The sequence below is a fragment of the Pseudomonas syringae group sp. J248-6 genome, from assembly GCF_032586995.1.
Lineage (GTDB): Bacteria > Pseudomonadota > Gammaproteobacteria > Pseudomonadales > Pseudomonadaceae > Aquipseudomonas > Aquipseudomonas amygdali.
In genome coordinates, this window is record NZ_JAWHOP010000002.1 from 100,121 (window position 1) to 113,074 (window position 12,954).

A 12,954-nucleotide genomic window follows, 5' to 3' on the forward strand; every position below is an offset into this window, starting at 1 on the left:
TGCCCCGGTTCTCCGGGGTCGGTGTTAAACGTCATAAATAGGGGAAGAGCCTTCAGCTCTTCCCCTATTTTGTATCTGGAGTCTGTACATGGAAAACCTGGACGCGCTGGTCTCTCAAGCTCTTGAGGCTGTGCAAAGCGCCGAAGATATCAATGCCCTGGAGCAAATCCGGGTTCACTACCTCGGCAAGAAAGGCGAGTTGACTCAGGTGATGAAGACCTTGGGGAACCTGCCAGCTGAAGAGCGTCCGCAAGTCGGTGCGCTGATCAACGTTGCCAAGGAGCGTGTCACAGAGGTTCTCAATGCACGCAAGGCGTCGTTCGAGCAGGCGGAACTGACTGCCAAACTCGCTGCCGAATGCATCGACGTGACCCTGCCGGGCCGCGGCCAGACCTCCGGTGGTCTGCACCCGATTACCCGTACTCTGGAACGTATCGAACAATTCTTCACGCACATTGGCTACGGCATCGCCGAAGGCCCTGAAGTGGAAGACGATTACCACAACTTCGAGGCGCTCAACATCCCAGGCCATCACCCGGCCCGGTCGATGCATGACACCTTCTATTTCAATGCGAACATGCTGCTGCGCACCCATACCTCACCGGTACAGGTCCGCACCATGGAATCGCAACAGCCGCCGATCCGCATTGTCTGCCCAGGCCGTGTGTACCGTAGCGACTCCGATATTACCCACTCGCCGATGTTCCACCAGATCGAAGGTCTGCTGGTTGATCGCGACATCAATTTTGCCGACCTGAAAGGCACCATCGAAGAATTCCTGCGGGTGTTCTTCGAGAAAGAACTGGCCGTGCGCTTCCGTCCTTCGTATTTCCCGTTCACCGAGCCGTCGGCAGAAGTGGATATGGAATGCGTGATGTGCAGTGGCAAGGGCTGCCGTGTCTGCAAGCAGACTGGCTGGCTTGAAGTCATGGGCTGCGGCATGGTCCACCCGAACGTGCTGCGCATGTCGGGTATCGACCCTGAAGAGTTTCAGGGCTTCGCGTTCGGCATGGGCGTAGAGCGTCTGGCCATGCTGCGTTACGGCGTCAATGATTTGCGCCTGTTCTTCGACAACGATTTGCGGTTCCTCGCGCAATTTCGCTAAGTCGTAACGAACCTTTCAGGAGAGCAGGATGAAATTCAGTGAACAATGGCTGCGTGGCTGGGTAAGCCCGCAGGTTTCCCGCGACGAGCTGGTTGCTCGTCTGTCGATGGCCGGTCTTGAGGTTGACAGCGTCACGCTGGCCGCCGGCGTTTTCAGTGGAGTGGTCGTGGGCGAGGTGCTGAGCACCGAACAGCACCCCGATGCCGACAAGCTGCGCGTGTGCCAGGTCAGCAATGGCAGCGAAACCTTTCAGGTTGTGTGTGGCGCGCCAAACGTGCGCCCCGGTCTGAAAATTCCGTTCGCCATGATCGGTGCCGAGCTGCCGGGCGATTTCAAGATCAAGAAAGCCAAGCTGCGTGGCGTCGAGTCCAACGGCATGCTGTGTTCGGCTGCCGAGTTGCAGGCCGGCGAGGGCAATGATGGCCTGATGGAGCTGGCCGCCGATGCGCCGGTCGGTGAGGACATTCGCGTCTACCTGAACCTGGACGACGCCAGCATCGAGGTCGACCTGACCCCGAACCGTGGCGACTGTTTGTCAGTAGCAGGTCTGGCGCGTGAAGTCGGTGCGCTGTACGCCACTGACGTCACCCGTCCGCAGATCGCTGCTGTCAGCGCTGTGCACGATGAAGTGCGCCCGGTCGAAGTATTGGCTCCGGCTGCATGCCCGCGTTACCTGGGCCGCGTCATCCGCAACGTTGATCTGTCGCGTCCTACTCCGCTGTGGATGGTCGAGCGTCTGCGTCGTTCCGACGTGCGCAGCATCGATGCCGCTGTCGATATTACCAACTACGTGATGCTCGAGCTGGGTCAGCCTCTGCATGCTTTCGATCTGGCCGAAATCAACGGTGGCATTCGTGTGCGCATGGCGGAGGAGGGCGAGAAGCTCGTTCTGCTCGACGGTCAGGAAGTCAGCCTGCGTGCTGACACCCTGGTCATTGCCGACCACCAGCGTGCTCTGGCAATTGCCGGTGTCATGGGTGGCGAGCACAGCGGCGTAACTGCCGGTACTCGCGATATCTTCCTGGAAAGTGCTTTCTTCGACACCATCTCGGTGGCTGGCAAGGCGCGTTCCTATGGTCTGCACACCGATGCCTCGCACCGTTACGAGCGTGGTGTTGACTGGCAGCTGGCCCGTGAGGCCATGGAGCGGGCGACCGGCCTGCTGCTGGAAATCACCGGTGGTGAGGCTGGTCCGATAACAGAAGTGGTCAGCGAACAGCATTTGCCATCGATTGCTCCGGTTACGTTGCGCGCCAGTCGCGTCGAGCAGATGCTCGGTCTGGTCATTGAAAACGCCGAAATCGAGCGTCTGCTGACAGGTCTGGGCCTTGCTGTCGCTGCCGAAGCCGACGGCCAGTGGCGTGTAGAAGTGCCAAGTCATCGTTTCGACATCAGCCTTGAGGTCGATCTGATCGAAGAACTGGCACGTCTGTACGGCTACAACCGTCTGCCGGTCCGTTACCCGCAAGCCCGTCTTGCTCCTCAGGCCAAGGCCGAAGCCAAGGGCGATCTGCCCGAGCTGCGTCGCCTGCTGGTTGCCCGCGGTTATCAGGAAGCGATTACCTACAGCTTCATCGACCCGAAATGGTTCGAACTGTTCACGCCGGGTGCCAAGCCCTTGCTGCTGGCCAACCCGATCTCCAACGACATGGCGGCCATGCGTGCCTCGCTGTGGCCCGGTCTGGTCAAAGCGCTGCAACACAACCTCAACCGCCAGCAGGACCGCGTACGCATGTTCGAAAGCGGCCTGCGTTTCGTCGGTCAGCTTGACGGCTTGAAGCAAGAGCCGATGCTGGCGGGTGTGGTATGCGGCAGCCGTCTGCCGGAAGGTTGGGCGCAAGGCCGTGATGCGGTCGACTTCTTCGACGTCAAGGCTGACGTAGAAGCGGTTCTGGGTTTTGCCGGTGCGCTGGGTGAGTTCACCTTCACACCGGGCCAGCATCCCGCCTTGCACCCAGGCCAGACAGCTCGCATCGAGCGCGATGGTCGCGAAGTCGGCTTCCTGGGCGCCATTCACCCGGAACTGTCGAAAACCCTGGGCCTGGATCGTCCGGTCTTTGTTTTCGAGCTGGTTCTGGCTGAAGTATCGACAGGCCGTCTGCCGAAATTCCACGAGCTTTCGCGCTTCCCGGAAGTGCGTCGCGACCTGGCCTTGCTGGCTGATCGCGACGTTTCGGCCAGTGCGGTTCTGGACGTTATTCGTGAAAATGCAGGCGAGTGGCTCACAGACCTCAGGTTATTTGATGTTTACCAGGGTAAAGGCATTGATCCACATAGAAAAAGCCTTGCAGTCGGCTTGACCTGGCAGCATCCATCGCGCACTCTTAATGACGATGAGGTAAACGCAACGACACTTGCTATCCTCACCTCGCTTGAGGAGAGGTTAAACGCCACGTTAAGGAAGTAGCGTATGGGGGCTCTGACGAAAGCTGAGATGGCCGAACGTCTGTACGAAGAGCTGGGCCTGAATAAACGGGAAGCCAAGGAACTGGTTGAACTGTTTTTTGAAGAAATCAGGCACGCTCTGGAAGATAACGAGCAGGTGAAGTTGTCAGGTTTCGGCAACTTCGACCTTAGAGACAAGCGCCAGCGGCCTGGGAGAAATCCCAAGACCGGTGAAGAAATTCCGATTACGGCGCGCCGTGTGGTCACCTTTCGTCCAGGGCAGAAGCTGAAGGCCCGAGTTGAGGCATATGCTGGAACCAAGTCATAACGATGAGCTACCGCCGATCCCCGGCAAACGCTACTTCACCATCGGTGAGGTTAGCGAGCTCTGCGCGGTAAAACCGCACGTTTTGCGTTATTGGGAGCAGGAGTTTCCTCAGCTCAACCCCGTCAAGCGACGCGGAAACCGCCGGTATTATCAGCGCCAGGACGTGCTGATGATCCGTCAGATCCGCGGCTTGCTCTACGATCAGGGCTTCACCATTGGTGGTGCCCGACTTCGTCTTACCACCGGTGAACCGAAGGACGATACCCAGCAGTACAAGCAGATGATCCGGCAGATGATTGCCGAGCTGGAAGACGTACTGGTTATGCTCAAAGCGTAATTGAGCAAGCAGGATACTTCCAAAATTCAAACGCTTAGGGTATATTTCTCAACGTTTTCGCAGGTTGCAAAACAGATACACGCCTAGTCGGGGCGTAGCGCAGTCCGGTAGCGCACTAGCATGGGGTGCTAGGGGTCGAGTGTTCGAATCACTCCGTCCCGACCATATAATTCAGTGATTTAGCCCAATCTGAGAAGGTTGGGCTTTTTCATGTGCGTGAGTTTTGAGTGACTTGCTGTCTCTCGATGGTTATCACCTTTTCCAAATTGTCACAAACGGCCCGTGTGATCATTTTCTGACACCATGTTTGCAGCCTAGGTCATGTATCCAGGATCTGAGTATTGGTCCTGCGCTTCGCTGTGGGATGCTCCGCTGAGGGACGGATAGGGCAAGGAAGGTGGTTGTAGAATTTTAAAGTGGTAATGATTCTGCAGCAGTACTAAAGTGTGGCTGATTTTTCCATTTTTTCGAAGAACAGGGAGTTCTATGTCTTTTGATGCGTTTATGAAGGTTGATGGTGTTGAGGGCGAGTCTCTTGACGATGGGCACAAAGGTTGGGTCGAATTGCTTTCCTACCACTACAACGCCATGCAGTCCATCAGTCAGACTGCCAGCTCGAATGGAGGGGCTACTGCTGGAGGGGTTTCCCTTGGCGATTTCCAGATCAGTAAATATGTGGATAGAGCCACCCCTAAGCTATTTGAGCTTTGCTGTAGGGGTTCGCATATCAAAAATGTGACCATTCGAATCCATCGTGCAGGAACTGAAAAATTCAAGTATCTGGATATCGTACTTGAAGAGGTCCTGATCTCATTAGTAAGCGGTCAAGGTGCCGACCAGTCAGGCTTCCCTGTAGAAGTAGTAAACCTGAATTATGGCCGCATTAAATTTGAATATTCACAACAACGCCGCGCTGATGGTGGTAGTGCCGGTATCGTTTCTGGTGGCTGGGACAGGACTGCGAATAAGCCATTTGCGTAGGCGAATGGATTCAGTGTCAACAGATAAAGTGGAAGATTTAATCTCAGGGGTAGATGTATGACTAGCGGCACATACGTCATTTGGAGGGGTGAAGTATGAAACCAACAGACGAAAATCGCACAAGCTATTTGATGGTTAGTGCCGCCGCTGAAAAGCTAGGAGAGCAAGCCTGTACATTAGGTATTAAGCATATTGATAATGGCATTCTGCGATTGCAATTCAATCGTGAAGTCTCTTATTACGCAAAAAGTATTGTTAATGATGTTTCTGAAGGTAAAAAAAGTCCTGAGCAGGGGCTAAAAGAAATAAAAGATGAACAAGATAGCTTGTTTGCCCAGTCATGGGAGGTTGCCAAAAAAGGCGTTGGAGTAGTCGCCGGAGCAATGCAATTCGGAGCTGGTGCGGGCATTTGCTATGGCTCTTTAGGTACGCTGTGCCTCGTTGCAGGTGTACCAATTATGGCTCATGGTGCAAATAACGTTTATGAAAACGGGCGCAACCTTTGGGAGGGGCGTAGTGATACAGAGGGCCCAGTAAGAAAGGGATACCAAGCAGCAGCGAAAGCAGTTGGTTACGGAGCACGAGAAGGAAATATGGCCTACGGGTCAGCCGACCTTGCGATGTCTGTATATGGGGTCACGAAGCTGGTTTTAAAGCCGGATTCCTGGCGGCTATTTAGATATATTAGAACTGACTATGTTCGTGCATATCGAAGCACGTCAGTACCTGTATTGGTCATAGATAGAGCCGCCGATACCATCACAGTAGACGGAATGCAAAAGCAGTGAACCGACAAAAAGCTGGGCGATTTTTTTCACACGCAAGAGTTTATTTTTTCGCGATTGCGTGCGCTGCTTTTCATTCAGTATGGATATTGCTTCTCCTTAATTATTTTTTTGATCTTAGTGTTCTTGTGGCTAGGTTTATAGTTGCGCTGTGTTTTATTATTATTTCTTTTTTTTGTATTAAGTTGTTCCATAAAAAAATAAACAGGCTTTGATGTGCATGTCTGCAATATACAGTTTTTCTTAGTTAATTAGAGACTCAATAATGAGTCGCTCAGTATGCCGATTACGTACGCTTGGCCATGTCCAATACTGTTGATTTCAGGGCTGATCGAGAGGTGGCCTTGCCCCCGATAAACGTATCCCTTAACCCGGCGTCGGGGTTGAGCATCTAGGGTTGTTGATCTTGCCAGTTCTGCTTGTAGTGGCTGAAACCCCCTTGCGCTGCTTGCTTGCACATAAAAGACTTGTCGCTTTTTAGAAGAGGCACAGCCCTGTGCCAGCGTCCTCCAGGGTAATAGGTGGGGTGTAGTGAACTGTAGTGGTCTAATGATTTTGTGCTAGGGGTCGAGTGTTCGAATCACTCCGTCCCGACCATATTTTTCAATGACTTAGCCCAATCTGAGAAGGTTGGGCTTTTTCATGTGCGTGAGTTTTACGTGGCATTAGATTTTTGCTAAGGCGATCTTCGTCTGATTTGTTGATTAGACGCCTCCGTGCCCGGTATTAATCTGTATGTTTTAGGATCAGGAGGGCAGGTATCCCCGCCCTCCGTCAGCCTAAGGAAAAAACTCGTCTATGATACCGCTGGCAAGAAACGCCAACGCCCAGAGACTGATTTCTACCTGTACCGCTTTTGTCCGCAACTTGAACATGGCAATAGCCCTGCTAGGTGCTGACAGCGCTGCCAACTTTTAAGGGTTGGTTATTTGTAAAGCGCCATGCCGGGCGCTTGCTTTTGGCTTACCGCGAATGGCCGCAAGCAGTAGCTTAAATGTCTGAGGTATCCGATCGGCACAGCCGGGAACGGGCTCATCCACTTTCACCTTAAGCAGCTTGACTGAGCTGCAGTCGGAAGAGTCACCCCCCTAGGACGTCCTGGCTTAGCGAGGAATCGTCGTGGCTCGACTTTACACGATCAACACATAACAAGTAATCCTCCCGCAAAGTTTTTTGAGATTTACTAAAGAATCAATAGTAGATAGGAGCTAAAAGCAAGCCCGCATACTTGGGTTAATTTTAGGTTTTGTACGAAAAGTATTGCTGCATACAACGTAGGCTGCAGGCCAGCGTGACCATGGCTGCGTAGCTCTTGGCCAACTTGTCGTAGCGAGTGCCGATTCGGCGGTTCTCTTTTAGCCAGCCAAACATCCGCTCAATGATGTTGCGCTGCCGCTACTTTGGACGATCAAAAAGTCGGGGCAAGCCAGGCCGGGGTTTGCGTGGCATGGCGCGTAGCGGGATCACAGGCTGTATTCGGTAACGGTCGCATTAGTAACGCAGGTATTCTGCGTCATAGCCTTTGTCAGCCAGTAACCATCTACTGCGTTTGCGTGGTCGCCCCGGCTTACCGGGAATGCGCACCTGATCCAGCAACGGCTGGGCGTGGGCTATATCGCTGGCTTGTCCCGGTGACAGCATGAAGCGCAATGGCACGCCATTAGCGTCGCAAACCATATGAATCTTGGTTGTCAGGCCGCCTCGACTGCGCCCCAGAGCATGGTTTAGCGCTTCTTCAGGCCCCCCTTTTTTTCCGGCGCCTGAAGAGGCTCGGGTTGCACGTACCGCCGTGGAGTCGATTATCCAGGTGTCCAGATCGATCAGTCCTTCCTGGTTGAGTCGAATGTGCAAGCGTTCCAGTATACGGTCGAACGTACCGTTATCGCGCCAGTCACGAAAACGCTGATACACCGTCGACCAGGGCCCAAAGCGTTCCGGCAGATCTCGCCAGGCAGCACCCGAGCACAAAACCCAAAGGACCGTGGAGTACCAGACGATCATCGCTACGTGGGCGACCCATTTTCTGCTCGGGAGAAACCAGATCCTTGATCAATTCCCACGATGCGTCAGAGAGTTCGTAGCGCTTTGCCATGCGGGCCTCCAGCCAATCATGGCGGCAATTCTACCCCAGCCGACTTTTCGTACAAAAACTAGTGAGCCTTCGTGCAACGATCACGCTCCGTCAGCGCGAAGCACTTGGCGCACTTCGCGAAACACATCGACCAGCCGAGCCATTAACTCGGCCGAGCAATCTGGCCTTCTACGCCATAATCACGCAGACCTTGGCACACAGGCTGGTCACGCACGTATGCACGCTTTCATCTGGCAGCGTGAGCATTATGTCGATGCAGTCGCCTATCCGTATCTGATGGCGCTGGCTCATATCGAATTCATAAAGGTGGCGTGAGTTGATTAAGTGGTCTATTAACTTTATGAGGGTCTTAACGAGGAGCGCAATCTTGGTCGGTAGAATTTCTGATTCAGAACTCCATGAAATGCGGATTCGCAAGCTACAGAACGACATCTCTGATTCAGCGCGTCTCGGCATACCTGTGAAATTCATGCACCTGTCGGCTCTGACACCCACCAGCAGAGAACATCATGTTGAAAGGCATGGTGAGCTCTTCTCTGGGCAGGAGATGCTTGATTGGTGGGCAGAGGGGGATAACCGTGTGCGCTGTCGCTGTGCATGCACCCCAGTGCTTTTAGATAATCAGGGGAGGCCTATGACTCCAGACCTCATGGTTAAAGCCAAGATGGATCTGAAGGCTTTCAAAGCGTCCTGATCTCACGCTTCGTAGCCTTCAGCGTAATAGGCGAGGGTGGGGAGTCAGAAACCTTCGTCGTACTTTTTTCTGCATTTAGTTAATTTTAATGGCGTCTTTTGGCTTGCTTTGGCATGGCACCGCTCAGCGCTGTTAAAGCGGTTTATATCGTGGCACCTGTAGCGAGTCATACGTTATTTGTGCTTGCCGCATTCGCTGCTCTTGCTACCACCACATCCAGATTATTTGCATCATCAAACCCCGGACTGCTCGGGAAGTGATTTTGGCTGATTTCCCGGCGGATTGGCTGTTCGGGCTTCAGACCCAAGGTATGCCCGATCAGGCGGAGTTAAGCGTCGGTGGCCTGAACGTCCCCCATAGTGTTTCTCCTGAGTGCGTCTACCTCCGTGCCCGGTACTGGAAAATTTGCTTGGGATGAGGTATTACGGCGGACGTTATTTTCGAAAGGATGCAGTTATGCGTTATCTAATGGGATACTTGATGCTCTCCGTGTCATCAGTTTCCATGGCTACCGAAGCCCAAATGAAACAGTGGGAAAAAATGGATCGCTGCTCAAATGCCGCTTACATCACAGTGAACGTTCTGGAGAGTAGCGCGGATGGCATGCAGCAGGAGATCGCACTACAGGGAAGCATCAAGGGGCTGAAAACGAATACAAAGCTGGGCGCGGCGACTCCGACAGAAAACGAGCTTCGGGGCTCTTATAATTTCTTGCTTAGAGTCTCAGCCGGAATGCCTCGACCTTATGCCAAGCGTGAGCATGATTGGTTGGTCGCACAGGCTGCTTCAGCGTGTTCGTTATGGGTTCCTGATTAAAACGCGTAAAGAGTGTCGTTTTTTTGGCGAATTGGTTGGGTTTGAGCTATAGAGATCACCGGTATAGGGTCGCAAGGAGCTAAAAATGCTTGAAGTCATTGAGGATGTGATTGGCATCAACGAGGCTGGCTTGGTCTGCCATCCCTATAAATTTCAGAGAGGCCCGAAGAAAGGTCGGTTTAGCTTCACACTCAAATCCGACAACAAGTCATTTGAAGGTATTGATGAAAAAACGCTTAGATCGCTTATCGAAGATGGTCACTTTAATGAGACGGGACGGATATTTATGGTACCAGCGGGCTGTATAAGCGTTCGTCATCATGCAGCACTGAACGTGCGTCGTTACAAAGGCGATTTGATCCCATTAGTGGTGAAATGATTTCATCCTATGGGGCCTCATCAGGATTGTTAGGAGGCGTCTAACGCCGCAGTCGTATATGTGCTCTTTCCCTTGTCCGCTGAATGGCCAGCTTGATGCCCGGTCTTACTCGGCGCGGCAATTCCTCTTACCACCTCGAAATTTCAAGTGACTGAGGTTCGTCGGTTACTGCAGCATTCCAGGCTGACCATTGTTCAGGTCGCAGTGGCCTGCGGATTCGTCTCTCCGAGCCATTTCAGCAAGTGCTATACCGCTTATTTTGGACATGGTCCTTCCCGAGAGACACGACTGGAATTTTGAAGGGCGGGGTCGCGGCAATGTCTGTGCGATGACTGAACTGCTGCGCACTGGCCCTATGAAAGTAACCCGGAGTCACCTGAGGCCGAGGCGTGGGCTCATCCCGTCGTCCCCCCTGAAAAAATTTGACATATGTTATTTGTGATCACATATTAGCCCCATAAGAACGTTAATATGAGTCACTCCCCATGACAGACCGTCCGATCCTCCTGCCCGCCATGCGGCAGGTTTCCCGCGATACCCTCCAGGATCAGGTTTACCGACAGATCCGTGAAGCGCTGATGAGCGGGCGCTTTCAGCCGGGTCAGAAGCTGACGATCCGTGGTCTTGCCGAGGCGCTGGGCTCCAGCCCGATGCCGGTGCGCGAGGCATTGAATCGTCTCAGTGCAGAGAACGCCTTCGAAGTCACCGAAACCGCTCGTCTACGCGTACCCATGATGACCCCGGAGCGGCTGCGCGAAATTCGTGATGCCAGAGTTGCGCTGGAAGGTCTGTTGGCCGAGAAGGCGGTCATTCTGATCAATGACGCCGATCTTGCAGACATCAGCCAGCTCTGCGAGCAGATGCAGAAGGCAGCAGACAGTGTTGATGTGGCTCTCTACCTGTGGACCAACTTTGCCTTTCACCGCCGCATTTATGCGGTCGCCAAGGCTGAGTTGATCGTTGCGGCAGTAGAGAACTTCTGGCTGCACATAGGCCCGTGTTTCGCACTGGTCGCACCTGACAGGGCGCACCTTCAGCGTTCGATGGAGGCACACAACCGTATCGTCGAGGCGCTGGCGGCGCGTGATGGGGCGGCCGCTCGCGCAGCGGTCACCGACGACATCATGCAGGCGGCTGATTCTCTGACGCGCCTGATCGCAAAGAGCGACCGCTCCAGGTCGCGTGTCTCGGGAGTGAAAAAAGCATGAGTGTTCTCAATCGGCTGGTTCCCTACACAGGGCTGCGCGTGCTGATTTCCGGTGGTGCCGCCGGGATCGGTGAGGTGTTGGCGGCGGCTTATATGGAAGCCGGGGCAAAGGTGCATGTGTGTGATGTCAGCGAGGCGGCCATTGCGGCATTCCTTGATCGCCATCCAGGCTGCGTTGCCACCCGCGCAGACGTTGCTGACCCGGTGCAGATCGAAGCGGTGTTCAGGGTGCAGCGCGAACAGTTCGGCGGTCTTGATGTGCTGATCAACAACGCCGGGATCGCCGGCCCTACGGCAGGCATTGATGCCATTAGTGAAGAGGAGTGGCAGCGCACCATCGACATCAATCTCACTGGGCAATACCGTTTTGCTCATCACGCGGTGCCGCTGCTCAAGGCGTCGCCCAACGCTCATCTGATCCATATCGCGTCTGTCGCCGGTCGTCTGGGCTACGCCTGGCGTACACCGTACGCGGCGACCAAGTGGGCGATTGTCGGCCTGATGAAATCTCTGGCGTCCGAGTTGGGTGAGAGCGACATCCGCGTCAATGCCTTGCTGCCCGGCATCGTCGAAGGCCCGCGTATGGACGGTGTTATTCGTGCGCGTGCGCAACAGATGAATGTGCCTGAGGAGGAGATGCGCGAGGAGTACCTGAAAAAGATTTCGCTCAAGCGCATGGTCACTGCCGAGGACGTTGCCGCGATGGCGCTTTTCTTGTGCTCGCCCGCTGCACGCAATGTCACGGGCCAGGCCATCAGTGTGGATGGCAACGTCGAATACCTCTGAGTATCAGGCTCGATAGGACCGGACAGCGTCCGAGTCGTGTTCCACACCAGACTTTCTCGCCAAGAACAAGAACGGAGAATGCTCATGCCCAAGAAACGTCCGATCATTATTACCTGTGCCGTCACGGGGGCCATTCATACGCCCTCGATGTCGCCTCATTTGCCGATCACACCGCAGGAAATCGCCGATGCAGCCGTCGGTGCCGCCGAGGCGGGGGCCTCTATCGTCCACTTGCATGCCCGCGACCCGGTTGACGGGCGGCCCAGTCAGGATGTCGATCTGTTTCGGCAATTCCTGCCGCACATCAAGGCCAGGAGCGATGTGGTGATCAATATCACCACCGGCGGTGCGCCGACCATGGGCGTTGAAGAGCGCTTGCAACCTGTGGCGCAACTCAAGCCGGAACTCGCCTCGTTGAACATGGGATCAATGAACTTCGGGTTGTATGAAATGCTCGATCGCTACAGCGAATTCAAGCACGACTGGGAACGGCCGTACCTGGCCGAGAGTGATGACCGGATCTTCCGTAACACCTTCCGCGACATCGCGCACATCCTCAATACCTGTGCCGAGAACCGTACGCGCTTTGAAATCGAATGCTATGACATCGGCCATCTGTATACCGCCGCGCATTTTCTGCAGCGCGGGCTGCTCAAGGCGCCGATTTTCATTCAGTCGGTGTTTGGTTTGCGCGGAGGTATAGGCGGGCATCCCGAAGACCTGGCGCACATGCGTCGTACGGCCGACCGTCTGTTTGGCGACGCTTACCAATGGTCGATTCTGGGTGCCGGTCGCAATCAGATTCCGCTGGGCACCATGGGCCTGTCGATGGGCAGTCATGTGCGGGTCGGTCTTGAAGATTCGCTGTGGGACGGACCGGGCAAGCTGGCGGCGTCCAATGCCGATCAGGTCAAGCGTATTCGCACAGTGATCGAAGCGCTGGGCGGGCAGGTGGCGACGCCTGATGAAGCCCGTGAAATGCTTGATCTGAAGGGGCAGGACAAGGTTAATTTCTAGTCTCGCAAAACGTGTCATCTCAATAACAACAAGACAGAGGTG

At 54.4% G+C, this 12,954-nt stretch carries 12 protein-coding genes, 2 tRNA genes and 3 pseudogenes; 15 read left to right on the forward strand and 2 right to left on the reverse strand.

The genetic code is table 11. The features are described from left to right. The first annotated feature begins 88 nt into the window (after positions 1-88). From pheS to RYC17_RS02585, 8 genes are all read left to right on the forward strand, one after another. The gene (gene pheS / locus RYC17_RS02550; protein ID WP_002553162.1) at positions 89-1,105 is read left to right on the forward strand and encodes a phenylalanine--tRNA ligase subunit alpha; all 1,017 of its coding nucleotides are present in this window, start codon (positions 89-91) and stop codon (positions 1,103-1,105) included. 28 nt (positions 1,106-1,133) lie between these two features. Beyond that, entirely contained in the window at positions 1,134-3,512 is a 2,379-nt protein-coding gene (gene pheT / locus RYC17_RS02555; RefSeq protein ID WP_316902467.1) for a phenylalanine--tRNA ligase subunit beta, read from the forward strand. A gap of 3 nt (positions 3,513-3,515) precedes the next feature. Further along, on the forward strand, positions 3,516-3,818 hold the full coding sequence (gene ihfA, locus RYC17_RS02560; RefSeq protein WP_002553164.1) for an integration host factor subunit alpha: 303 nt from the start codon (positions 3,516-3,518) through the stop codon (positions 3,816-3,818). Continuing rightward, positions 3,799-4,155, forward strand: coding sequence for a MerR family transcriptional regulator (locus tag RYC17_RS02565; RefSeq protein WP_002553165.1), 357 nt, complete (start codon positions 3,799-3,801; stop codon positions 4,153-4,155). Before ihfA ends, RYC17_RS02565 begins: the two co-directional genes overlap by 20 nt. A gap of 88 nt (positions 4,156-4,243) precedes the next feature. After that, positions 4,244-4,320: transfer RNA gene (locus RYC17_RS02570), tRNA-Pro, on the forward strand. Positions 4,321-4,641: 321 nt separating this feature from the next. Then, positions 4,642-5,136 carry a type VI secretion system tube protein Hcp gene (locus tag RYC17_RS02575; RefSeq protein ID WP_316902469.1) on the forward strand — a complete coding sequence of 165 codons (495 nt, stop codon included), beginning with the start codon at positions 4,642-4,644 and terminating at the stop codon, positions 5,134-5,136. 95 nt (positions 5,137-5,231) lie between these two features. Further along, positions 5,232-5,924 (forward strand): DUF4225 domain-containing protein, encoded by a 693-nt coding sequence (locus RYC17_RS02580; RefSeq protein ID WP_410478446.1) that lies wholly within the window; start codon positions 5,232-5,234, stop codon positions 5,922-5,924. Between the two features lie 519 nt (positions 5,925-6,443). Continuing rightward, positions 6,444-6,518: transfer RNA gene (locus tag RYC17_RS02585), tRNA-OTHER, on the forward strand. A 642-nt stretch (positions 6,519-7,160) separates the two neighbouring features. Here RYC17_RS02585 and RYC17_RS02590 read toward each other — a convergent pair. After that, positions 7,161-8,013, reverse strand: a pseudogene (locus RYC17_RS02590) (IS5 family transposase). An 86-nt stretch (positions 8,014-8,099) separates the two neighbouring features. After that, positions 8,100-8,259, reverse strand: a pseudogene (locus RYC17_RS02595) (site-specific DNA-methyltransferase); the annotation flags it as partial. A 157-nt stretch (positions 8,260-8,416) separates the two neighbouring features. Here RYC17_RS02595 and RYC17_RS02600 point away from each other — a divergent pair. The 7 genes and pseudogenes from RYC17_RS02600 (at position 8,417) to RYC17_RS02630 (ending at position 12,912) form a co-directional block, all read left to right on the forward strand. Continuing rightward, the gene (locus tag RYC17_RS02600; RefSeq protein ID WP_122281731.1) at positions 8,417-8,707 is read left to right on the forward strand and encodes a hypothetical protein; all 291 of its coding nucleotides are present in this window, start codon (positions 8,417-8,419) and stop codon (positions 8,705-8,707) included. 456 nt (positions 8,708-9,163) lie between these two features. Continuing rightward, a complete protein-coding gene (locus RYC17_RS02605; RefSeq protein ID WP_316902471.1) occupies positions 9,164-9,523 on the forward strand; it encodes a hypothetical protein in 360 nt (119 codons plus the stop codon). A gap of 85 nt (positions 9,524-9,608) precedes the next feature. After that, positions 9,609-9,902 carry a hypothetical protein gene (locus RYC17_RS02610; RefSeq protein WP_316902473.1) on the forward strand — a complete coding sequence of 98 codons (294 nt, stop codon included), beginning with the start codon at positions 9,609-9,611 and terminating at the stop codon, positions 9,900-9,902. Positions 9,903-10,052: 150 nt separating this feature from the next. Further along, positions 10,053-10,202, forward strand: a pseudogene (locus RYC17_RS02615) (helix-turn-helix domain-containing protein); the annotation flags it as partial. A 185-nt stretch (positions 10,203-10,387) separates the two neighbouring features. Further along, positions 10,388-11,110: a GntR family transcriptional regulator gene (locus RYC17_RS02620; protein ID WP_019741340.1), complete on the forward strand. Its 723-nt coding sequence runs from the start codon at positions 10,388-10,390 to the stop codon at positions 11,108-11,110. After that, a complete protein-coding gene (locus RYC17_RS02625; protein WP_316902475.1) occupies positions 11,107-11,895 on the forward strand; it encodes an SDR family oxidoreductase in 789 nt (262 codons plus the stop codon). Before RYC17_RS02620 ends, RYC17_RS02625 begins: the two co-directional genes overlap by 4 nt. A gap of 84 nt (positions 11,896-11,979) precedes the next feature. After that, a complete protein-coding gene (locus RYC17_RS02630) occupies positions 11,980-12,912 on the forward strand; it encodes a 3-keto-5-aminohexanoate cleavage protein (protein ID WP_010200522.1) in 933 nt (310 codons plus the stop codon). Positions 12,913-12,954: the final 42 nt, after the last annotated feature.

Excerpts from the sequence above, each read along its gene's own strand:
- pheS (WP_002553162.1), top strand. The coding sequence starts at position 89 with ATGGAAAACCTGGACGCGCTGGTCTCTCAAGCTCTTGAGGCTGTGCAA.
- pheT (WP_316902467.1), top strand. The coding sequence starts at position 1,134 with ATGAAATTCAGTGAACAATGGCTGCGTGGCTGGGTAAGCCCGCAGGTT.
- ihfA (WP_002553164.1), top strand. The coding sequence starts at position 3,516 with ATGGGGGCTCTGACGAAAGCTGAGATGGCCGAACGTCTGTACGAAGAG.
- RYC17_RS02565 (WP_002553165.1), top strand. The coding sequence starts at position 3,799 with ATGCTGGAACCAAGTCATAACGATGAGCTACCGCCGATCCCCGGCAAA.
- RYC17_RS02575 (WP_316902469.1), top strand. The coding sequence starts at position 4,642 with ATGTCTTTTGATGCGTTTATGAAGGTTGATGGTGTTGAGGGCGAGTCT.
- RYC17_RS02580 (WP_410478446.1), top strand. The coding sequence starts at position 5,232 with ATGAAACCAACAGACGAAAATCGCACAAGCTATTTGATGGTTAGTGCC.
- RYC17_RS02600 (WP_122281731.1), top strand. The coding sequence starts at position 8,417 with ATGCGGATTCGCAAGCTACAGAACGACATCTCTGATTCAGCGCGTCTC.
- RYC17_RS02605 (WP_316902471.1), top strand. The coding sequence starts at position 9,164 with ATGCGTTATCTAATGGGATACTTGATGCTCTCCGTGTCATCAGTTTCC.
- RYC17_RS02610 (WP_316902473.1), top strand. The coding sequence starts at position 9,609 with ATGCTTGAAGTCATTGAGGATGTGATTGGCATCAACGAGGCTGGCTTG.
- RYC17_RS02620 (WP_019741340.1), top strand. The coding sequence starts at position 10,388 with ATGACAGACCGTCCGATCCTCCTGCCCGCCATGCGGCAGGTTTCCCGC.
- RYC17_RS02625 (WP_316902475.1), top strand. The coding sequence starts at position 11,107 with ATGAGTGTTCTCAATCGGCTGGTTCCCTACACAGGGCTGCGCGTGCTG.
- RYC17_RS02630 (WP_010200522.1), top strand. The coding sequence starts at position 11,980 with ATGCCCAAGAAACGTCCGATCATTATTACCTGTGCCGTCACGGGGGCC.